This is a genomic window from Pseudomonas sp. O230, assembly GCF_045447035.1.
Taxonomy (GTDB): Bacteria; Pseudomonadota; Gammaproteobacteria; order Pseudomonadales; family Pseudomonadaceae; genus Aquipseudomonas.
Window position 1 is genome coordinate 165,956 of sequence record NZ_JBJGXN010000013.1, and the last position, 21,893, is coordinate 187,848.

Consider the following 21,893-nt stretch of genomic DNA (forward strand, 5'->3'; position numbering starts at 1 on the left):
GCCTTCAATACGCGGAGGGAGAAAGCGCCGACTCGCGGCGCAGTTTGTCGCCGGCGGGGTTGACCGCCTCGCGCAGGAAACCGACACCGCTGCGCCGGTCGAGACGGAACAAGGTGTTGGTGACGTAGACGTCGTCGCGGATGCCGATTACCTCCACCACTTCGCTGACACAGCGGCGGCCATCGGGCATGCGCGTCAACTGAATCACCACGTCCAGCGCCGCGCAGATCATTTGCCGCAGGGTCCGTTCGGCGATGGTGCGTCCGGTCAGGCCGACCAGCGTTTCCAGGCGCAACAGCGCGTCCTGGGCGTTGTTGGCGTGCACGGTGCTCATGGAACCGTCGTGGCCGGTATTCATCGCGGTGAGCACATCGACCACTTCGACGCCGCGAATCTCGCCGAGGATGATCCGGTCGGGACGCATCCGCAGGGCGTTGCGGATCAGGTCGCTGGCCTTCACTTCGCCGTGGCCCTCGGCATTCGGCGGGCGTGTCTCCAGGCGCACAACGTGCGGGTGGCCGAGTTGCAGCTCGGCCACGTCCTCGATGGTCACAAGCCGCTCATGTGGGTTGATCAACTGGCTGAGGATGTTCAGTAACGTGGTCTTGCCGGTGCCGGTGCCGCCGCTGATCAGGATGTTGCAGCGCTTGCCCACGGCCTCCTGAATGAAATCCAGGATCGCCTGATCGATGGTTTGCATCGCCATCAGGTCGGTGCTTTTGAGCATGTCCTTGCGGAACTTTCGAATTGACAGGCACGGGCCGTCGAGGGCGATCGGCGGGATGATCGCGTTGACCCGGCTGCCATCCGGCAAGCGCGCATCGACCATCGGTGACGACTCGTCCAGCCGTCGGCCGAGGGGCGCGAGGATCCGCTGCATCACGCGTTCGACGTGATGCGCGTCGATAAAACGCAGATCGCTCTGATGCAGGACGCCGTCGCGTTCGACGAACACCCGATGCGGCCCGTTGACCAGGATTTCGCTGACCGCCGGATCGCGCAACAACACTTCCAGTGGACCGAATCCGGTGAGCTCATCGACGATTTCTTCGGCCAGACGCTCCATCTCATAACGGGAAATCGCCAGGTGCAAACGGGCGATGTACTCGGCCACTTTGTCGATGACGAATTGCGAAAGCACTTGCCGTGAGCCTTCCAGCAGGTTTTTTCCGGACTCTTCGATAGCGTCGATGATGTAGCGGTGCAGCACCAGTTTCAGGCCTTCGTGGTCTGTGTTGCCGGTGGTGGTGCGCACCGGAGCACCGAACAGTTTTTCGCCGTTCATGGCGTGCCCCTCAAGCGGGTGAACCAGCCCGCCTTGGGTTTGGCCAGCCCTTCGGAGCGTTTGGCCAAGCGTTCGCCGAGGCTGCGCAGGCTTTGCGTCAGACCTTCGCGTGGTGCCAGTTCGAACAGGGTCACGCCCTGGTTTTTGGCATTGAGGCGCACTTCCGGGCTGTAGGCGAGGGTCGCAATAACCTCCATGCCGAAGCTTTTGCCGAGGGTTTCCGAGTCCGGTGCGACATTGCGCAGGTAGCGGTCCACCAGCAGTTTGGCGTGATCGAGCTTCATGCCTTTTTCGCGCCAGAGGGTGAGCAGGGCCAGATTGCGGCGGCAGTCGATCACGTTCTGGTCGGTGTACCAGATCAACTTGTCGCAATGGCTGACAAAGGTGCGCAAGGCTTCGCTGTCGGGCTGGCCGGTGAGGTTCACGACGATGTGCTGGAAGTGTTGGCGCAAGGCGCTGAGCAACATGTACAACTCGGCGGCGCTAGTGTGTTCCAGAGGTTCATCGTTGTTGGCGTAGGCGAGGATTCGCAGCCCGGCATCGCAGCTGGTGAACGCGCTGTCGATCAGCGTCGCATCGAGGCGTCGCAGATGCCGCAGGGCATCGCCGAAGTGAAACGAGCTTTCCAGGCCGAGCAGTGCCAGGCTGTCGCCGCGTGGCAGGCCGAGGTCGAGCAACAGCGTTTGCTGGCCACTCTTCTGCACCACTTGCGCCATGTGGGTGGCAAGCAGTGCCCCGTCGGCGTTGCTCTGCACGCCGTAGAGCACGGTCAACCCGCCCAGTTGCGTATTCGGCGCCACCGACGGCATCCGTTTGCTCAGCCGGCGCACCAGGCCGGCGACTTCACTGGAGCGCGAGCCATACGCGACGAAGTCCCGGGCCCCGGCGCGCATGGCATTGAGCACCAGCTGATTGTCCATCCCGTCGCCCAACGCGACGATCGCGAGCATCGGTTTGGCTTCCAGCGCACCTTCGATCAATGCGCTCTGGGTCACCAGGTGTTCACGATCGAGGCCGACGAACACCAGGCTGGCGAAGGTCACGTCCACCAGCGCCAGCAACTCGTCGAGGCTGCCGCCACCGGCGCTGACCACCTGGCCCAAGGGCGCGAGGGCGCCTTGCAGCCACTCAAGGTCGGTGCTGTTGCGTGTGATCGCGAGGAAGGTCTGACTCAGGCTTGGACTCTGGCTCATTGCGATAACCCGCTGCGTTTGTCGAAGTTGCCGTTTTCGAGGAAATACAAGCGATACCAGTTCGGGTCGTAGTTGCGCAGTTTTTCCCCGGGCAACGAGGGCAACTGTGCGTTGGCGGCCAGCGGTTGCACCAGGTGCGGTGTGACGATCATCAGCAGTTCGCGTTCTTCGCGCTTGAGCTGAGAGTTGCGGAAGAACGCGCCGAGAATCGGAATATCGCCCAGCCCGGGAAACTTGCTGACTTCGGACGCGTTGTGCGTGCTGATCAAACCGCTGATGACGAAACTCTCACCGTCGGCCAGCGAGATGCTGGTGTCGGTGCGGCGAATGGTGAACGCCGGCACGGTAGTGCCGCCGATGGTCACGCCGTTGTTGTAATCCAGTTCGCTGACTTCCGGTGCCACTTTGAGAGCGATGCGGTCGTGGCTGACCACGGTCGGCGTGAGCGTCAGACGGATACCGAATTCCTTGTATTCGATGGAGTAGCTGTTGCTGTTGGCGCTGGGCACCGGGATCGGGATTTCGCCGCCCGCGAGGAAACTCGCACTCTGCCCGCTGAGGGCCACCAGGCTCGGTCTAGCCAGCGTATAAGCGAAGCCGCTGCCTTCCAGTGCATTGACGATGCCGAGGAATTTGCTGCTGCCACCGCCCCAGACAATATTGAAACTGTCGTTGAGCAACGGGATGCTCGGTACTGCAATCCGTGGGTCGATGTTGAACAGCGGCACTACGCCCGGCGTCACAGCGGTGTTGGGGACGGTGCCGGGAGCACCGAAGAGAAAGTTATTCGAGCCTTTGCCGAAAATCGAGGTGCCGGCCTCTTTCAGTTTGGTCCGACTGACTTCGACGAAGCGAATATCGGTCTGCACTTGCGACGGCAGCAGCGGGTCATCGGACGGCAATTGCGGGGTGCTGGTCATGGCCGCGGTGGCCCGGCCCTGAACGAACACCATGCTTTGGCGCGGCGCGCTGGCACAGGCGGTCCAGACCATCAGGCTGGTGGCGCCGGGCGCCATGCCGGTCAGCAGGAGCGCCTGATTGCCATTGACCCGCACATCGGCGACTTTCGGATCGCCGACGGCTACCCGAGTAATTGCCACCGGCGATTGCAACGCCTGTTGCAGCCCTTCGCCAACTTCCAGCACTGCCGGCAACGGGCCGAGTGCGGCGCAATTACCGACTGAGGCGAGCGTCACGGTGAACGGTAGTCCACTTAATAACCAGACCCAGAGCAGGCCTTGAAACATTGGCATGGAACGTCTGCGCATTTAGATGCGTCCTTGCTCGACTCAGGGAGTTTGTTGCGTGATTTCGTTGCCGCGAATGACTTCCACACTCGACTTACGCGTTGCTGCGACGCTGCTGTTGGTGGTGATGGGCTTGGGCGCGGGCGTCATGGCCAGTTGGTTGAACTGGATCAGCTCGCGGTTGGCGCTGGCGAGTTTGGCCGAAGCATCGCTTGCGCCAGCCCAGTAACGGGCCAGGCGTTTCTCCTCGGCGCTACGCACCGCCAGGCGTAACACCCCGGCCTGAGCCGCAAGCATCAGACGACTCAAGAGTGCTTCGGGAACGGCGAGCACCACCGTTCGTGCGCTGACGCGCGACTGTTCCTGCTTGAGCTTTTCTTCGCTGCTGCGCGCCGGGCTGGCGGGTTGGCCGTCGTTGGTCAGCCCCAACTGTTCGCCGACGCCAAGTACGCGCAGGGCCGGGACCACCAGTTGAGCCGATGGCTGCGGGTTGTTGCTGTCCAGGCGCAAAAACAGCAGCACATCCACATAGTCCCCCGGTGTCAGCTGCCCTCCGGCATTGATAACTTCATCGACGGCCACGGCGAGGGCGCGCTCATCGGGGCGAATCATTCGCGCCAGTTTGCTGCCGGCCTCGAAGCTTTCGTCATTGAGCCAGGTGCCGGCGGTCAGGGCGCGCCAGGTTGTCTTGCCGATGGCTTGATCGATCCGGCTCAGGCTGCCGGCGGGGACGATGGCGAGTTTTTCCACGGCCACGTCGGCGGCGGTGATTTGCTCGAACGGCGCGACGTCACGCAGCAGCACTACCACCGGATGACGGGTGGGATCCTCGACGGAAACAGGTGCCGGTGGGGTTGGATCGGACGAGCCCCTGTCAACTTGCGCGACTGGTTCGGCAGTGGGTTGACGGCTCAGTGTGAGGCCCCAGTAACCGGCAATCATGGCGCCCACCAGCAGCACGCCGGCCAGGCCCAGGGTGACACGACTGTTCATAACGGCTCTCCTTTTCCTGCTGCTCAAACAACCCCGTCTTATCCAACGAGGCAACTTCTCAAACAGGCAGCTATGAACTTGAACTATTTCGCTATTTGACGGTAGCGCAGCTAGAGCGAAACGCCATTACTGTTGTGAAAATAACTAACGGAGGGCGCAAAAGACGCGGTCTTTTGGCGTCAACGAAAGGGCTAATACTTTAGTGATAATTCGTTTTTACAGTTGTTGACAGGGGGAATGCCGACAATGCTGATGCTGGCATAGGGGAATCATGTTGCGACTGCGCAACACCCGTCGTCATCAAGGAGAAATGTCATGACCTTCACCAAGCTCGCTCAGAAGATCAAATCCGAAATCGTTTTTTACAAAGGGCTGGCCAAAGATACCGAGGGTGCTTCGGGTATTGAGTACGCGGTCGTGGCCGCAATGGTTGCATTGGTAATTGCGGGGTTGAGTTCGGGTATCGAAGGGGCGATCACCACCCTGTTCAACAACATCAGGACGGCGCTGACATAACCGCGGTGGAAGTGCCGCAGGGCAACTTGCCGATCCCCCTCCAAGGGGTTCTAACGTCAGCGCTTAGTTCATTTCAGGTGTTGCCCATGAACGCTCCCGCACTTCCACGCCAACAACTTCTTCTGGTCGATGATGAAGAGGACGCGTTGCTGGAGTTGGCAGAGTTGCTGGAAGGCGAGGGCTTTCATTGTTTTGCCGCCACTTCGGTGAAGCTCGCGCTGCACCATCTGACTCGCCACCCGGATATCGCGCTGGTCATCACCGATCTGCGGATGCCTGAAGAGAGCGGCATGTCGCTGATCAAACGGTTGCGCGAACATACGTCCCGGCAACATTTGCCGGTGATCGTGACGTCTGGCCACGCGGACATGGAGGACGTCAGCGACCTGCTGCGACTGCAGGTGCTCGACCTGTTCCGCAAGCCGATCTATCACGTGCGGCTGCTGGAGACGCTGAACAACCTGTTTCCGCAGCCACGGTTGAATCTGGTCAATCTGTAAATCCCCCCCCGGACCCGTCAGGCGCTGGCTTGCCAGCGAAGGCGGTCTGACAACCGCCCTCATCCGGTTCGTTACGACCTACAGCTGATAACTGAAACTGATGCTGTACCTCGGCTTGCGATTGAACGTATCCAGCGCCTCATCCGACATCGGCTTGGCCGCTTCCAGCGCGATGTTGTAGTACTTCGCGTCGCCAAATCGCAATCCGACCGCCGCCGAGGACAGGTTGCTGCCCTTGATCGGCAACTCGTTGAACCAGGTCTTGGCGCGATCCATCACCACATAAGGTTGCAGAACCCTGACCCAGTTGCCGTCGCGGTTGAAGCTGTAGTTCAGCTCATACGCCACGCCCCAGCCTTTGTCGCCCGAGGACTGATCGTCTGGGTAACCACGACCGAAGTTTTGTCCGCCGAAAACCGCGCGTTCACTTTCGGGCAAGGTGTCGTCACTCCAGTACAGCGCGGCCGAAATTACCCCCTGCCAATTGTCGAAAAACTTGTCGCTCTGCACCCCTGAGAAGCGCAAGCGAAAGAAGTCCAGGTCGAGGCCAGAGTTGTTGGTTTTTGCTCCCATGCCGTCGATGCCCTGATACAGCCCGCCGCTGAGAATACGCAGTTGTTTTTCATCGGCCTTGCGCCAGTCGCTTTCGAAGGCGAGGGCACGAATGTCGGTGCGTTCTTCGAGGGTCAGCGGGAAGCCGACGACCTGGTAACGCGTCTTGTCGTTGACCGCGTACAACCGCGCGCCGGCGCTGAGCAGCTCGTTGGGTGAAGCAATTAACGGGTGACTGAAGCCGATGGAATAGCGATCGTTTTCCCGGTGCGGTTTGAGTTCGATGCCGTTGTCCAGTTGCACGTTGGTGCCCGGGTCGGCGCGGTAACGCGAGGCGGACAAGGCCAGCTGCGTGCCTTCTGCGTTGAGGAACTGGTTGTAGTCCAGACGGTAGTAATGCTCATCGTCGTCCCCGGGTGGAAACAGTCCGCTGAGGCTCAGTTGTTCGCCCATGGCCGTCTGCGAGTTGCTGCTCGCGCCGAGCAAGGCCTGGGTGCCGTTGCGGTTGTCCTCGGTAGCACTCAGTGAGCTGGTAAACGGCTTTCGACTGGCCTGGGCAACGAGGTAGGCCGCGCCGTCGGTGGTGCCTGGCGGCGGCACTTGTGCCTGCAGGGTCACGCCGGGAATGCGGCTCATCAACGTGGTGTAGCGCTCGAAAGTCTTGCGCGTCAGGGGCCGCTCGGTTTGCAGTTTGGCCACCAGTTTGTCGAGCAGGCCCTTGACCCGTCCGACGTCGCCCTGCAACCGGTAATCCTTGATGTAACCCTCCACCAGCACCACGCGCACCACGCCATTATCGAACGACTGTTGAGGCAGAAACGCGTAGGACAGCAGATACCCGTCCTGCTGATAACGACGAGTGATGCTGCGGGTGGCTTCGATCAGATCGGCGAGGCTGGTTTCGTGGCCGAGCAACGGCTGGAAGAGCGTTGCCAGTTCGCCGAGCGGGTAAATCGTCCCGCCTTCGATCTGCACGGTTTTGAGGGTGACTTTGGTCCCCATCATCAACGGTTGGCTCTGGGTCGCTCCGGGCTCCGGCACCTGCAACGGCGTGGCCGTCGGACGGTAGGCGTCGGCGGGAAGGTTCGGGACGGGGAGGTTGCGGATGGTGTCGTTGCTGTTGAGAAAGCCGGGAAGGGTATCTGCAAGGGCGCAGGTGCTAACGGTGAACAACAGCAACGAAGCCATGACGCGCATAGGACACTCCCTGTTCAATTTGCCTGGACCTTCATGTCCAAAGAAAAGGCGGGAGACTCATTCGAATCTTCCGCCTTCAACCAAGCGTAGGCGCTGTATGTAAGGCCGTCGAATCGGCCAGGTGCAAATCAGCGTTTGTTGCCGGTCAGGCCACCGAGCAGGCCGCCGAGGCCACCGCCAGTACCGCCGTTGACGATCCCGCCAGCGGCGGTGACGGTGTTGCCCAATGAGGTCACGGTGTTGCCGAGTGCAGCGGTGACCGGGTTGGCATTGCTGGCGGCAATGGCGCCGCCGAGGTTGGCGACCGCGCCGCCGGCCTGGCCGGTCAGACCCGCGATCGGACTGCCGAGGCCGGTGGCGGCGCCGACGTTTTGGGTGAGGCCGGTGACGGCGCTGGTCACGGGGTTGAGCGCTGTACCGATGTTGCCACCGACGCTGGCCAGTGCTGCAGTCGGGCCGAGATTGGCGACACCGCTGCCGCCCAGGCCGCCGCCGACAGTGGCGACCAGATTGCCGCCGGCAACCGCGTTTTTGCCAGCCGTGCCGACCACCCCGTTACTGCCGCTCAGGCCCTGGCCGAGATTGACCACCGCGCCGCCGACAGTTTCCAGCAGGCCGTTGCCACCCAGACCACCGCCGCTGCCGGTGCCTGAACCTTTGCCGTTGGACACCAGGCCACCGGCCTTGCCGACCGTGGTGCCGGTGTTGCTCAGGGCGTTGCCGAGGGTGTCCGTCACTGGATTGCCATTGCCGGCATCGGCGACGTTGTCACCCACGCCATCGACGGTATCGCCGACTTTCTTGATCACGCCTTTGAGCGGATCGCCCAGGCCGGTGGCGTCGCCCACTTTGTCCGTGGTGTTCTCGACCAGAGCAATCACCGGTACCAGTTTGCTGCCTACTTCCTTGGTCACCGAACCCAAAGGACCTGTGGTGGTTGCAGTGCTCAAGGTATCGCCGAGCATGGTGACTCTCTCGCCGACGCCATCCAGCACTGGCGCGACTTTGGTTACCACGCCGCCCACCAGCGGGACGCTGCTGGTCGCGGTGGCGAGCTTGCCACTGACATCGGAGACACCGTTGCCGACATCCTGCACCACGCCACCCACCGAGGCGGCCGTGACGCCAAGGCCATTCGGGTCGGTGGCCAGTTTGCCAATGCCGTTGCCCAAGCCGTCACCCAGTGTGGTGACCACATTGCCTGCGGTGTTGGCGACGCTTTGAACCACGCCACCCACCACGGGAACTGAACTCAGGGAGTTGCCGAGCTGCCCGACGCCATCGCCGAGGCCGCTGACTGTTGTGCCGAGATCCTTTACCAGTGTGGTGGTCACCAGCGGCGAGACCGTCGGCGTGGGCGTGCCACCACCGCCTGTACCTCCACCGGTGCCCCCACCGCCAGTTCCACCACCGGTGCCCCCACCGCCAGTTCCACCACCGGTGCCGCCACCGCTTGCACCGCCGGCGCCTGCGGCGGTCGTGCTGTCCGGGGATGAACTGTCGGAACTGCTGTGATGACCGCCACCGCCGCTGCTGCAACCGGTCAGACCAAGAGACAGAATGAGCGCCAATGCTGTTGCCGATTTGTAGATAACCTGAGTGTTCATGAGTGAGATTCCTTGCACCTGTAACAACGTCGTTGTTTTCGATAGCTCGCCGTTTCTGTCGTCGGCGATGCCTTCGTCCGTTGTCCACATCACAATCGCAAGGGCTCTGCAGCGCCATTCTCAAGTTGGTATTAACCCCTTGTATACGGGCGTGCGGCTGCCGCCTAAGGACTAATACCTTGGGAGAGGTGTCAAAGAAAAATCTGTTTTAAATCAATGGGGCGGTTTGGGGGGAGGGGGTTGGAGGCAGCAGGAAAACTTAAGTTATATACACACAATTAACCATGTATCCCTCCCGAGTCACTGACCCGACGCGATCCTTTGGGAGCTGGCTTGCCAGCGATGGCGGCCTGAAAATCAATGCCCATCCGAAGGTCTCATCGCTGGCAAGCCAGCTCCTGCAGGTTATGTGTGGGGTTCGAAGCGGGTGTCAGGCAACCGGTCGCCAATGCCCGACCATGTGCTCCAGATCACCCGCGCCCACCAACTGAAAATCGCCACTGGAGCCCGCCGCGCTGGCGAGCAATGTCACCTCGCTGGGCAGCCGCACCGGCTTGCGGAACTGCACGGCAATCTCGACGTTCGCCGTGGGCAAATGATCGGCTAGCGCAGCCACAGTCCGCGCCTTGTTCCACAGCCCATGGGCAATGGCTGTCGGGAAGCCGAACAGTTTGGCGCTGACCGCACTCAGGTGAATCGGGTTGTAGTCCCCGGACACTTTGGCGTAGTGCCGGCCAACGTCCGTCGGCGCTTTCCAGCGAGTGACTTCGGTCAACGGCAGCGTTGGAGCGAGAACGTCCTCGACCGGCTCCCCTTGCAGTTTGACCCCACGACAGAGCATCCGGCTTTGCGCCTCCCACAACGGCCCCAACTGATCATCGAGCGTGGTCAGCAGATCGAACGTCGCACCCTTGGCGTGGGGTTGCAGATTCTGCACCTGCACGCTGACGCGCGCACGGTTCACCCCGCCCATGGGCCGCAAGACGCGAATGCGGTTGCTCAGGTGAATCAAGCCCAGCAGCGGAAACGGGAAATCCTTGTCAGTCAGCAATTGCATCTGCAACGCGAACGCCAGGATGTGCGGATACGTCGGCGGCAACAAACCGTTGTCGACAAACCCGCAGACCTTACGATAAGCCGCCAGGCGTTTCGGATCGACATCGACCCAGCAACGCAATGCCGAATCGGGCAGCGTGGTGCCGGTGATCTTGCGGCGCATCGCGGCCTGCACGTACAACCCAGGCAGGCTTGGTTCGCGGTTGAGTGTGTGCCAATCGGTGATCATCACTAAGCCCCCAAAACACTTTGGCCGCAGACCCGCAACGCCTGTCCGGTAAACGCGCCGGTGCCCGGTTGCGCCAGCCAGGCCACCGCTTCGGCAACGTCTTGCGGCAGGCCGCCCTGGCCCAGCGAACTCATGCGCCGGCCCGCTTCACGCAGGCCGAATGGAATGTGCGCGGTCATTTGCGTCTCGATGAAACCCGGTGCCACCGCGTTGATGCTGATGCCGCGCTCGCTGAGCAGCGGCGCCCACGCCTCGGCGAGACCGATCAAACCCGCCTTGCTCGCCGCGTAATTGGTTTGCCCGCGATTGCCGGCGATGCCGCTGATGGACGCCAGCAAAATCACCCGGCCGTTGTCGCGCAAGGTGCCACTGTCGAGCATTGCCTTGGTCAACACTTGCGGGGCATTGAGGTTGACGGCGAGCACCGCGTCCCAGAATTCCGGAGTCATGTTGGCCAGGGTTTTATCGCGGGTGATGCCGGCGTTGTGCACCACGATGTCAACGCCGTCAGGCAACTGCTCGATCAACTGCGTGGCGGCGTCGTCGGCGCAGATGTCCAGGGTGATGCTACGCCCGCCGAGGCGTGCGGCGAGGGCGTCGAGATCGGTTTTCGCCGGCGGCACGTCGAGCAGGATCACTTCGGCGCCCTCACGGGCCAGGGTTTCGGCAATCGATGCCCCGATGCCGCGCGCGGCGCCGGTGACCAGCGCCTTGCGCCCCGACAACGGACGCGTCCAGTCCGTCACCGGCGTGGCGCAGGGGTTCAGGTGAATGACTTGCCCGGAGACGAACGCACTTTTGGGCGAAAGGAAAAACCGCAGCGGGCCTTCCAATTGATCCTCGGCACCTACGCCGACGTGAATCAGTTGCAAGGTGCCGCCACTGCGCAGTTCCTTGGCCAGCGAACGACTGAAGCCTTCCAGGGCACGCTGAGCGCTGGCCGCAAACGGATCGCTCAACGTCTGGGGCGCGCGCCCGAGAATGACCAGGTGCGCACAGTCGTCGAGGTTTTTCATCAGTGGCTGGAAGAACTCGCGCAGCTGTTTGAGCTGATCGGTGTGCACCAGATGACTGGCGTCGAACACCACCGCCTTGAGTTTCGGGCCGTGACCGGGAATCCACGCGGTGGCGATCGAGGGCTCGCTGCCGTAGCTGTAAATCGCATCGGTCAGGCGCTGGGCGAAAGCGCTGACGTTCTGCGCCAGCGGCCCGCCGCCGATCAGCAGCGCCCCTTCGACAGGGCGCAGCCGGCCCGCTTGCCAGCGTTCCAGCCGAACCGGCGCCGGCAGACCCAAGGCCCCGACCAAACGATGGCCGATGGATGAATTGGCGAAGTCGATATAGCGGTCAGACATGGAACGCGCTCCAGCAGCTGGGGTTCAAAGTGTGGACCACGAATGGCAATCAGTCGTTCGATCCACGAGATAAGGCCTACGCTTGGACATTGCAGATTGGTTTTATTCCGGGATTTTGTAGCGTAATCCTTGTAGGAACCGGCTTGCTGCGGGCGGCTCCTACAGGGGGGTGGTGCGCACATTTGGATTTTCATCAGGAGCTTTTCATGACTCAGCTGCGCCGCGTCGCGATCATCGGCGGTAACCGGATTCCCTTCGCCCGCTCCAACGGGCCGTACGCCACCGCGAGTAACCAGGCGATGCTCACCGCCGCCCTCGAAGGCCTGATCGAGCGTTTCAACCTGCACGGTTTGCGCATGGGCGAAGTGGCGGCGGGCGCGGTGCTCAAGCACTCCCGGGACTTCAACCTGACCCGCGAATGCGTGCTCGGCTCACGGCTGTCGCCGACCACGCCGGCCTATGACATTCAGCAAGCGTGCGGCACCGGTCTGGAAGCGGCGTTGCTGGTGGCCAATAAAATCGCTCTGGGCCAGATCGAGTGCGGCATTGCCGGTGGCGTCGACACCACGTCCGACGCGCCGATCGGCATCAACGAAGGTTTGCGCAAAATCCTCCTGCAAGCCAACCGTGCCAAGACCACCGCCGACAAACTGAAAACCTTTTTGCAACTGCGACCTGGGCATCTCATTCCGGAGTTTCCGCGCAACGGCGAACCGCGCACTGGCTTGTCGATGGGCGAGCATTGCGAGTTGATGGCGCAGACCTGGAGCATTGCGCGCGCCGAGCAGGATCAACTGGCGCTGGAAAGTCATCAGAAAATGGCAGCGTCGTATACCGAAGGCTGGCACAACGACCTGATGACGCCGTTCCTCGGTCTGACCCGCGATAACAACCTGCGCCCGGACCTGACCCTGGAAAAACTCGCCTCGCTCAAACCCGCCTTCGAGAAAAGCGCCCAAGGCACGCTGACCGCCGGTAACTCGACGCCGCTCACCGACGGCGCGTCGCTGGTGCTGCTGGGCAGTGAAGAATGGGCGAAGGAGCGTGGCTTGCCGATCCTCGCGTATTTGCGTGATGGCGAGGCGGCGGCGGTGGATTTCGTCAACGGTGCCGAAGGGCTGTTGATGGCGCCGGTGTACGCGGTGCCGCGATTGTTGGCGCGTAATGGCCTGACCTTGCAGGACTTCGATTACTACGAAATCCACGAAGCCTTCGCCGCGCAAGTGCTCTGCACCTTGAAGGCCTGGGAAGATCCGGAGTACTGCAAAACCCGCCTCGGCCTCGATGCGCCACTGGGCTCCATCGACCGCAGCCGGCTCAATGTCAAAGGCAGTTCACTGGCGGCGGGGCATCCGTTTGCTGCTACTGGCGGGCGGATTGTGGCGAGCCTGGCGAAGTTGCTCGACGCCGCCGGCAAGGGCCGGGGTTTGATTTCGATTTGTGCGGCGGGTGGGCAAGGCGTCACCGCAATCATCGAGCGCTGATTTCATTAGGTGAAACCGAGACCTGTGGGAGCGAGCAAGCCCGCTCCCACAGGGGGATCAGCGGTGTTGAATACATGTGTTACATGCCCTAACGTCGGCCTCCTAAATGCCATCTCGCGACACAAGGCCAGTCAATGCCGACTAACGGACAACAATCCCTCGAACGGTCGATTCCCGCGCTGACCGTGCTGCCGCGCCCACTGTATGCGCGGGCGGAAAGCCTCAACGCCGGTTCGTGGACGCCGTCTCACCGCCACGACTGGGTGCAATTTTCCTACGCCATCAGCGGCGTTCTCGGCGTGCACACCGCCGAGGGAAGTTTCTTTGCGCCGCCGCAGTGGGGGATCTGGATTCCGGCGGATCTCGAACATCAGGTCGTGACCTCGATGCGGGCCGAGATGCGTAGCCTTTATGTGCGTCGCGAGGATTGCCAATGGGCGGACGGACGTTGTCGTGTTTTGGAAGTGACGCCGCTGGCCCGGGAACTGATCAAGAGTTTTTGTGCGCTGCCGGTGGAATACCCCCAGGGCGACAGCCCGCCAGCGCGGCTGGTGAGTGTGTTGCTGGACCAGTTGGCGAATCTGCCCGAAGTCGGTTTCTCGCTGCCGTTGCCGCGTCATGAGCGCTTGCTGGGCCTGTGCAACGAGCTGATCGAAAGTCCGGAGCGGAGCGTGACCTTGCAGGAGTGGGCGGAGCGACTGGGCACGTCGGAGAAAACCCTGATGCGCCTGTTCCAGCGTGAAACCGGGCTGAGTTTTCGCGGCTGGCGTCAGCGGATGCGACTGCTGTCGTCGTTGAATTTGTTGGAGCAGGGGGACAGCGTGACGAATGCCGCGTTGTCTTGTGGATATGACTCGACGTCGGCGTTTATAGCGGCGTTTAAAGGGTTGTTTGGGTTTACCCCGGGAGAATTGTTTCGGCAGTGAGACCGCCATCGCTGGCAAGCCAGCTCCCACAAGGGATCACGCAAATCCTGTGGGAGCGGGCTTGCTCGCGAATGGCCGCGAGCGGCCACCGGGATTTTGAATCAGGTGCGGAAACGGCGAACCAACCCATCCAGCTCATTCGACAACCCGGCCAGGCTCTGCGAATCCAGCCGCGCCGAGTTCGCCAGTTCTGCCACCAACTGTGCATCGCCATGAATCTGGCTGATGTGCCGGTTGATGTCTTCGGCCACCTGATGCTGCTGTTCAGCGGCCGTGGCGATCTGGGTGTTCATGTCGCGGATCACGTCCACCGATTCACGAATCTGCCCGAAGCTGCTGCGCGCCTCGCCGATGCGAGTCACCGACTGCTGCGACACTTCCAGGCTCGCGTGCATTTGCTGAGTCACCTGGCTGGTGCGCTTGGCGAGGTTGCCGAGCAGACCGTCGATTTCCGCCGTGGAATCGGCAGTGCGCTTGGCCAGGGCCCGCACTTCATCCGCCACCACCGCAAAACCACGACCTTGTTCACCGGCCCGCGCCGCTTCGATGGCGGCGTTCAGCGCCAGCAAGTTGGTCTGTTCGGCGATTGAACGGATAGTCCCGAGAATCGATTGAATGTCGTTGCTGTCGCGCTCCAGCTGTTGCATCGACTGGGCCGATTGCTCGATTTCCTGGCTCAGGCGATCAACGCTGGTCACGGCCGCATCGATCTGTTGCTGACCTTCACGCGCCTGGCGCTGGCCACTGTCGGCCGATTCTGCCGCCTGGCTGCACGAGCGTGCGACTTCGTTGGCGGTGGCAACCATTTCGTGGAACGCGGTGGACACCATGTCCACCGCTTCGCGCTGACGTCCGGCCGCCTCGGCCATGTCGCTGGAGACCTGGGTCGAGCTCTTGGAGGTGGCGAGGATTTTGGTCGCGGCGCCGCCGATGCTTTGAATCAGGTTGCGAATCGCGGTCAGGAACTGGTTGAACCAGTTGGCCAGTTGCGCGGTTTCGTCGCTGCCACGGATTTGCAGGTTCTTGGTCAGGTCGCCCTCACCCTGGGCAATGCCTTCCAGGCCTTCGGCCACGCTGCGGATCGGACGCACGATGACGCTGGCGAAACTGGCACCGACGATGGCGAAGACCACGGCCAGCACGGCGGCGATGATTGCGATCAACCAGGTCAGTTGGGTCGCGGTGCTCATCACATCGCTTTGCTTGATCAGGCCGATGAAGGTCCAGCCCAGTTGCTCGGACGGCCAGACGTTGGCCATGTAGCGCTCGCCGTTGAGTTCGACTTCGACCAGGCCTTTGCCGGCCTTGGCCAGTTGCGCATAACCCTCGCCGAGGCTGCCCAGGGCCTTGAAGTTGTGCTCCGGTTGTTTCGGATCGACCAGTACGGTGCCGGAGTTTTCCAGCAACATCAGGTAGCCGGTTTCACCGAGCTTGATCTGTTTGACCAGTTCGGTCAGCTGTTTGAGCGACACGTCGATGCTGACCACGCCGCCGTTGGTGCCCAGCTTGTTGTCGATGGTGCGCACGGTGCTGACATAGGACGTATCATTTTCGGCCCAGTAGTAGGCCTCGGTACGGAACGGCTTGCCCGGTTTGGCCTGGGCCGCCTTGTACCACGGACGTTGGCGCGGGTCGTAGTTGGCCAGCTTGGCATCATCCGGCCACGACACGTAACCGCCGGCCGCAGTGCCGAGAATGGCGTAGGCGTAGGACGGATGGGCGTTGCCCAGGTCTTGCAGGAAGCCGAAGACTTTTTTGTCCGTCTCGCCCTGAGGAATGCTGGCGGCGTTGGCATTCATGTAGGTCTTGAGGCTGTCGTCGGAGTTCGTGATCAGCGGTTGCTTGGCCAGGTATTCGACGTTCTGGCTGATGCCGTCGAAGAACAGCTGCATGGCATTGCTCACCTGACGGATTTCGCGACCGCTGTTGTCGACGAATTCGTCCTTGGCATCACTGCGCAAGTTCAGCACAACGAGGGTGGCGACCAGTACCACGGGCAAGCAGGCAATGATTGCAAACGCCCACGTCAACTTCTGTTTGATGTTCATCCGCGCTCCAGATTTTCTTGTAGGCCCACGCAGTGCAGATGACTCGCGGAATTATTGGCAGCCGTAAACGTATTTTTGAACCCGATCCCTTGGGTACGTCATCGTTTTCTGTCGGAACGATCGTCGGACAATTCACTTTGTTACTGATGACTTCGGCCGCTGAAGGCGGAAATTTAGGGTCATTGAAAAAAATCCTGCGGCGGATAGGGATAGGTATGTCGGACTCTGTCGTAAATCCCCTCGCATTCCTTCTCCAACAAGTGCTGGCGGCTCAGCTATGATCCTTGTCGGTCGATGAACATCGGCGGGTTTACCGGTTTTTTTCGGCACATTGTGTGCTTCCGCTACGTTCATAGGTCGGCAACCCCTCCCCCGAATGAGTGGATTGCCGTATAACGAATGACTTTCGCGTGTTTGGTAATAAAGGACCCACAATAAAAGCTGATGAAGACTCCAAAACGCATTGAACCCCTGATCGAGGACGGTCTGGTCGACGAGGTGCTGCGCCCACTCATGAGTGGTAAAGAAGCAGCTGTTTATGTGGTGCGCTGCGGCAACGAGTTACGTTGCGCGAAGGTCTACAAGGAGGCGAATAAACGCAGTTTCCGTCAGGCGGCCGAGTATCAGGAAGGCCGCAAGGTGCGCAACAGCCGTCAGGCCCGGGCGATGGCCAAGGGCTCCAAGTTCGGCAAGAAAGAAACCGAAGACGCCTGGCAGAACGCCGAAGTGGCGGCGCTGTTCCGTCTGGCCGGCGCGGGTGTTCGGGTCCCTAAGCCTTACGACTTCCTTGAAGGCGTGCTGTTGATGGAGCTGGTCGCCGACGAGTACGGCGATGCCGCGCCGCGTCTGAACGACGTGGTGCTGGAGCCGGACCAGGCGCGCGAATATCACGCGTTCCTGATCTCGCAGATCGTGCTGATGTTGTGTACCGGTCTGGTGCACGGTGACCTGTCCGAGTTCAACGTCCTGTTGACGCCGACCGGCCCGGTCATCATCGACTTGCCGCAAGCGGTCGACGCGGCGGGCAACAACCACGCGTTCAGCATGCTGGAGCGCGACGTGGGCAACATGGCCTCCTACTTCGGGCGGTTTGCCCCGGAGTTGAAAAAGACCAAGTACGCCAAGGAAATGTGGGCCTTGTACGAAGCCGGCACCTTGCACCCGGCCAGTGTCTTGACCGGCGAGTTCGATGAGCCGGAAGAGTTGGCCGACGTTGGCGGGGTCATACGCGAAATCGAGGCGGCACGCTTGGATGAAGAACGCAAACAAGCGGTCCGAGCGGCAGATGATGCGCCACCGGGCAAAACCGAAGAGCCGCCTCCACCGTGGATGCAGTGATCGGTTGAAAAGAAACCCGGCTTCGGCCGGGTTTTTTATGGATGCACTGTTTTGAAACCGCGTCGCCTGCATCGCGGGCAAGCCACGCTCCCACAGGTCATGTGTCGTCCATTGAATTAGCGGCTGACACTCAACTTGTGGGAGCGTGCGGTGCGGCGATCCGACTTGCCCGCGATGGCGTCAGACCAGACAATGCGCAACGGCCATGCATCCCACACTCAAGGATTGAATGTGAACACCTCCACCCGCAACGCCCAGTTGATCATCGCCGCCCGTCTGGTCTCGGACTTCGGGGCGTTCCTCAACATGGTCGCCCTGGCCACCTACGTTTACCTGCTCAGCAACAGTGCCATGAGCGTCGGTATCTTCCTCGCCAGTCGCGTGGGTGGAGGGATTTTCGCCAGCCTGATCGGCACGAGGTTTTATCGCCGCTGGGCCGGGCGCCTGCCGTTGATCGCTTTCGATCTGCTGCGCGCCGGATTGCTGGGCCTGCTGCTGGTACTGCCCGTCAGCCAACAAGCGCTTCTGCTGCCGGTGATCGCGTTTGGTCTGGGCTTGGGCAATTCAATGTTCGCCATCGGCCTCAACAGCCAGTTGCCGCATTTGATCGATGGCGAGCACTTGCTCAAGACCAACGCCTGGATCACCTCCGCCTCGTCGGCGGCGATGGTCGGCGGAAGTCTGGTGGCGGGGCTGTTGGTGGCGGCGTTCGGCTTTGAAACGGTTTTTGCGCTGAACGTGGTCACTTATCTGCTGGCCGCGTTGTTCATCCTGCCGCTGCGGTTTGCCGGACCGTCTCCCGGTGCCAAGCCCGATCATGAACGCGGCGAATGGTCAGCGCTGCGCCAAGGCCTGCGCACTGCACCGGTGGTGGCGGCCATGCTCGTGGTCGCCATGGCCGACACCTTGGGCAGCGCCGCACACAACGTCGGCTTGCCGATTGTTTCAAAGCTAATGACGCCGGAATCGGCCAGCACCACCCTGGGCCTGATGCTGGCGGTATGGGCCGTTGGCAAGCTCATCGGCGCGCGGATCGCCAGCCGCTTGAAAGGCTCGGACAACGTCAATCTGGAGCGGCGGTTTTTCTTCGGCGTGCTGCTGATGTCCTGCGGCTTCATCCTGATGTTCCAGCAACAGACCCTTTACGGTTTGTTGCTGTTCTCGCTCCCAGCAGGGTTGGGCGACGGTTTCTCTGAAGTCGGCCTGATGTCGCGTCTGCAACGGGAACCGGACAATCTGCGCCTGCCGATTTTCAGCTTCCTGACCTTGCTGCAAATGACCGGCTTCGGCATCGGCATGCTGATCGCCGCGCCGTTCTATTCATGGTGGACGCCCGGCGCGGTGGTGCTGTTGTTTCACGGCATTCCCCTTACCACCTTGCTGGTGGTGAAGGTGCTCGCGATCAGGGGCGAGCGGGTCCGGCGCAGCAACCCGACTCAAGATTTTTGAGGATCGGGCAGTCCGGGCGGTGATCGCCGTGGCAGTGTTCGACCAGGTCCTGCAGGGTGTCGCGCAATTGGCCGAGTTCGAGGATTTTCTGGTTGAGCTCGTCGATGTGCTGACGAGCCAAGGCCTTCACGTCAGCACTGGCGCGCTGACGGTCCTGCCAGAGGGTCAGCAGTTTGCCGACCTCTTCCAGGGAGAACCCCAAGTCCCGCGAACGCTTGATAAAGGCCAGCGTGTGCAAGTCGTCAGCGCCGTAAACCCGGTAACCGCTGTCGGTGCGATGGGCCGCCTTGAGCAAACCGATGGACTCGTAATAACGGATCATCTTCGCGCTCAGGCCACTTTGGCGGGCTGCTTGGCCGATGTTCATCGGTTGTCCTCCAGGTCCTTGGGTTTCCAGGTTTTCAACAGTAGCGCATTGCTCACCACGCTGACGCTCGACAACGCCATCGCCGCGCCGGCCAGCACCGGGTTGAGGAAACCGAACGCTGCCAGCGGAATGCCGATCAAGTTGTAGACAAAAGCCCAGAACAGGTTCTGACGAATCTTCGCGTAGGTCTTGCGGCTGATCTCCAGCGCCGCCGGCACCAGCCGTGGATCGCCGCGCATCAGGGTGATGCCCGCTGCGTGCATGGCGACATCGGTGCCGCCGCCCATGGCAATGCCGATGTCGGCAGCGGCCAGGGCCGGGGCGTCGTTGATGCCGTCACCGACCATCGCCACCACCCCGGTTTTTTTCAGTTCGGCGACAGTGGCGGCTTTATCGGCCGGCAGCACTTCGGCGTGCACGTCGGTGATGCCCAATGCCTCGGCGACCACTTTGGCGCTGCCGCGATTATCGCCGGTCAGCAAGTGGCTGCTGATGTGGCGGGCGCTGAGTTGTTGCACCGCTTGCAGCGCACCGGGTTTGAGGGTGTCACCGAAGGCGAACAGACCCAACACGGTCGGCGCGGGGCTTTGCTCGATCAGCCAGGACAGGGTCCGGCCTTCGGTTTCCCATGCAGTTGCCGCATCGGCCAATGGGCCCGCGCTCAACCCGCTTTCTTCCAGCAAACGACGATTGCCCAGCGCCAGGCGCCGACCGTCGAGGTTGCCGGCAATGCCGCGCCCGGTCAGGGATTGGCTGTCGCTGACATCGGCCACGGTCAACCCGCGTTCGGCGCAGGCATCCAGAACCGCCTTGGCCAATGGATGCTCACTGCCGCGTTGCAGGGCGCCGGCCATTTGCAGCAGGGCGGCTTCGTCACCGTCGATGGCGCTTAGATGAGCGATGCGCGGCGCACCCGAGGTCAGCGTGCCGGTCTTGTCGAACACCACCGCGCTGACTTCATGGGCACGTTCCAGTGCTTCGGCGTCCTTGATCAGAATCCCGTAGCGCGCCGCCACGCCAGTGCCGGCCATGATCGCGGTTGGCGTGGCCAGACCGAGGGCGCAAGGGCAGGCGATCACCAAGACCGCGACGGCGTTGATCAGCGCGGTTTCCATTGGTGCGCCGTACAGCCACCAACCGATCAAGGTCGCCAGTGCAATCAGCAGCACCGTCGGCACAAACACCTGGCTGACTTTATCCACCAGTTTCTGGATCGGTGCTTTCGCCGCTTGCGCGTCTTCGACCAGACGGATGATCCGCGCCAGCACGGTTTCCGCACCCAATGCCAGGGTGCGAACCAACAGGCGACCCTCACCGTTGATCGCGCCGCCGGTGACTTTGTCGCCGGGTTGTTTCGGCACCGGCAGGCTTTCGCCGCTGATCAGCGCTTCGTCGGCGTGGCTCTGGCCTTCGACCACTTCGCCGTCCACCGGAAAGCGTTCACCGGGTTTGACCAACACCAGATCATTCAGGCGCAGGGCGCTGATGGCCACGTCCTGCTCGCGACCGTCGATGACTTGAATCGCCCGCTCCGGGCGCAAGGCTTCGAGCGCGCGAATGGCGCTGGCCGTCTGGCGCTTGGCGCGGCTTTCGAGGTATTTGCCCAGCAGCACCAGGGCGATCACAACCGCAGAGGCTTCGAAATACAGGTGCGGCATGTGCCCGGCGGCGGTGGCCCATTCGTAGAGGCTCAAGCCATAACCGGCGCTGGTGCCGAGGGCGACCAGCAAGTCCATGTTGCCGGCGCCGGCGCGCAGCGCTTTCCAGGCGGCTACATAAAAGCGTGCGCCGAAGATGAACTGCACCGGCGTGGCTAACGCGAATTGCGCCCAGGCCGGGAGCATCCAGTGCACACCGAACGGTTGCAGCAGCATCGGCAACACCAGCGGCAAGGCGAGGGCGATCGCCATGATCAACACCCAGCGTTCGCGGTGCAGGCGCTGATGTTGCGTGTCGGTTGACGGGTGTTCGACCTCCCGGACGCTGGCGTTGTAGCCCGCCTTGGTCACGGCAGCGATCAGGCTTTGTGGGTCGATCTGCCCGAGCAGTTCGAGGTGGGCGCGTTCGTTGGCCAGATTGACGCTGACGCTGTTGACCCCGGGCACTTTGGCCAGCGCCCGTTCGACCCGACCGACGCAGGAGGCGCAAGTCATGCCGTCGATGCTCAATTCAAGAGTCTGCTGCGGCACGCTGTAACCGGCCTGCTGCACCGCGTCGATCAACGCCGGCAAGCTGTCGCTGGACGCTTGAACCCGTGCCTGCTCGGTGGCCAGGTTGACACTGACAGCGCTGGTGCCGATGACTTTGCTCAAGGCACGCTCGACACGCCCGGCGCAACTGGCGCAGGTCATGCCGGCAATCGGCAGATCAAACGTGGTGGATTCGGACATCGGTCGCGCTCCCTGTAGAAGATGTCTACAGAATCAACCTTGCCATGCTGGTAAGGTCAAGCGCCAATCTGCAGATTGTCGCAGGCTCGGTTTGGTTTGGGCAGGAGGACCGAGTCGCGCCCTTCGCGAGCAAGCCCGCTCCCACATTGGATCTGTGTACA

17 protein-coding genes and 1 pseudogene are annotated in these 21,893 nt (G+C 61.8%); 6 read left to right on the plus strand and 12 right to left on the minus strand.

Annotated elements, in window-relative coordinates; genetic code table 11:
- Window positions 1-4: 4 nt before the first annotated feature.
- From ACI77H_RS26875 to cpaB, 4 genes are read right to left on the minus strand one after another with little or no spacing between them, the layout of a single operon-like run.
- Window positions 5-1,285: a CpaF family protein gene (locus ACI77H_RS26875; protein WP_407014723.1), complete on the minus strand. Its 1,281-nt coding sequence runs from the start codon at window positions 1,283-1,285 to the stop codon at window positions 5-7.
- Window positions 1,282-2,478, minus strand: a complete 1,197-nt coding sequence (locus ACI77H_RS26880; RefSeq protein ID WP_407014725.1) for a CpaE family protein — start codon at window positions 2,476-2,478, stop codon at window positions 1,282-1,284. The genes ACI77H_RS26875 and ACI77H_RS26880 overlap by 4 nt, the downstream gene beginning before the upstream one ends.
- A complete protein-coding gene (locus ACI77H_RS26885; protein ID WP_407014726.1) occupies window positions 2,475-3,746 on the minus strand; it encodes a type II and III secretion system protein family protein in 1,272 nt (423 codons plus the stop codon). The genes ACI77H_RS26880 and ACI77H_RS26885 overlap by 4 nt, the downstream gene beginning before the upstream one ends.
- A gap of 21 nt (window positions 3,747-3,767) precedes the next feature.
- Window positions 3,768-4,718, minus strand: a complete 951-nt coding sequence (gene cpaB / locus ACI77H_RS26890) for a Flp pilus assembly protein CpaB (protein ID WP_407014727.1) — start codon at window positions 4,716-4,718, stop codon at window positions 3,768-3,770.
- A 315-nt stretch (window positions 4,719-5,033) separates the two neighbouring features.
- Between cpaB and ACI77H_RS26895 the strand changes: the two genes are divergently transcribed.
- Window positions 5,034-5,234 (plus strand): Flp family type IVb pilin, encoded by a 201-nt coding sequence (locus ACI77H_RS26895; protein WP_407014729.1) that lies wholly within the window; start codon window positions 5,034-5,036, stop codon window positions 5,232-5,234.
- A gap of 86 nt (window positions 5,235-5,320) precedes the next feature.
- Window positions 5,321-5,734, plus strand: coding sequence for a response regulator (locus tag ACI77H_RS26900; RefSeq protein ID WP_407014731.1), 414 nt, complete (start codon window positions 5,321-5,323; stop codon window positions 5,732-5,734).
- 78 nt (window positions 5,735-5,812) lie between these two features.
- Here ACI77H_RS26900 and ACI77H_RS26905 read toward each other — a convergent pair whose 3' ends face one another.
- From ACI77H_RS26905 to ACI77H_RS26920, 4 genes are all read right to left on the minus strand, one after another.
- On the minus strand, window positions 5,813-7,483 hold the full coding sequence (locus tag ACI77H_RS26905) for a ShlB/FhaC/HecB family hemolysin secretion/activation protein (protein ID WP_407014733.1): 1,671 nt from the start codon (window positions 7,481-7,483) through the stop codon (window positions 5,813-5,815).
- Window positions 7,484-7,611: 128 nt separating this feature from the next.
- Complete coding sequence (locus ACI77H_RS26910; protein WP_407014734.1) at window positions 7,612-9,090, minus strand: collagen-like triple helix repeat-containing protein; 1,479 nt, start codon at window positions 9,088-9,090, stop codon at window positions 7,612-7,614.
- A gap of 430 nt (window positions 9,091-9,520) precedes the next feature.
- The gene (locus ACI77H_RS26915; RefSeq protein ID WP_407014736.1) at window positions 9,521-10,375 is read right to left on the minus strand and encodes a MaoC family dehydratase; all 855 of its coding nucleotides are present in this window, start codon (window positions 10,373-10,375) and stop codon (window positions 9,521-9,523) included.
- A gap of 2 nt (window positions 10,376-10,377) precedes the next feature.
- Window positions 10,378-11,730 carry a 3-oxoacyl-ACP reductase gene (locus ACI77H_RS26920; protein ID WP_407014737.1) on the minus strand — a complete coding sequence of 451 codons (1,353 nt, stop codon included), beginning with the start codon at window positions 11,728-11,730 and terminating at the stop codon, window positions 10,378-10,380.
- Between the two features lie 206 nt (window positions 11,731-11,936).
- Between ACI77H_RS26920 and ACI77H_RS26925 the strand changes: the two genes are divergently transcribed.
- Window positions 11,937-13,214 (plus strand): acetyl-CoA C-acetyltransferase, encoded by a 1,278-nt coding sequence (locus tag ACI77H_RS26925; RefSeq protein WP_407014739.1) that lies wholly within the window; start codon window positions 11,937-11,939, stop codon window positions 13,212-13,214.
- Between the two features lie 134 nt (window positions 13,215-13,348).
- Complete coding sequence (locus ACI77H_RS26930) at window positions 13,349-14,140, plus strand: AraC family transcriptional regulator (protein ID WP_407014741.1); 792 nt, start codon at window positions 13,349-13,351, stop codon at window positions 14,138-14,140.
- Between the two features lie 101 nt (window positions 14,141-14,241).
- Here ACI77H_RS26930 and ACI77H_RS26935 read toward each other — a convergent pair whose 3' ends face one another.
- Window positions 14,242-15,009: a methyl-accepting chemotaxis protein gene (locus tag ACI77H_RS26935; RefSeq protein ID WP_390959830.1), complete on the minus strand. Its 768-nt coding sequence runs from the start codon at window positions 15,007-15,009 to the stop codon at window positions 14,242-14,244.
- A gap of 90 nt (window positions 15,010-15,099) precedes the next feature.
- Window positions 15,100-16,188, minus strand: a pseudogene (locus tag ACI77H_RS26940) (cache domain-containing protein); the annotation flags it as partial.
- Window positions 16,189-16,632: 444 nt separating this feature from the next.
- On the opposite strand from ACI77H_RS26940, the gene ACI77H_RS26945 reads away from it, so the two are divergent.
- On the plus strand, window positions 16,633-17,526 hold the full coding sequence (locus ACI77H_RS26945; protein WP_010463815.1) for a PA4780 family RIO1-like protein kinase: 894 nt from the start codon (window positions 16,633-16,635) through the stop codon (window positions 17,524-17,526).
- A 192-nt stretch (window positions 17,527-17,718) separates the two neighbouring features.
- Window positions 17,719-18,975, plus strand: a complete 1,257-nt coding sequence (locus tag ACI77H_RS26950) for an MFS transporter (RefSeq protein WP_407014744.1) — start codon at window positions 17,719-17,721, stop codon at window positions 18,973-18,975.
- On the opposite strand, the gene cueR is transcribed toward ACI77H_RS26950, so the two are convergent.
- Complete coding sequence (cueR, locus tag ACI77H_RS26955; RefSeq protein WP_407014746.1) at window positions 18,929-19,342, minus strand: Cu(I)-responsive transcriptional regulator; 414 nt, start codon at window positions 19,340-19,342, stop codon at window positions 18,929-18,931. The two genes, ACI77H_RS26950 and cueR, sit on opposite strands and share 47 nt — an antisense overlap.
- The gene (locus tag ACI77H_RS26960; protein ID WP_407014748.1) at window positions 19,339-21,732 is read right to left on the minus strand and encodes a heavy metal translocating P-type ATPase; all 2,394 of its coding nucleotides are present in this window, start codon (window positions 21,730-21,732) and stop codon (window positions 19,339-19,341) included. The genes cueR and ACI77H_RS26960 overlap by 4 nt, the downstream gene beginning before the upstream one ends.
- Between the last annotated feature and the right edge of the window lie 161 nt (window positions 21,733-21,893).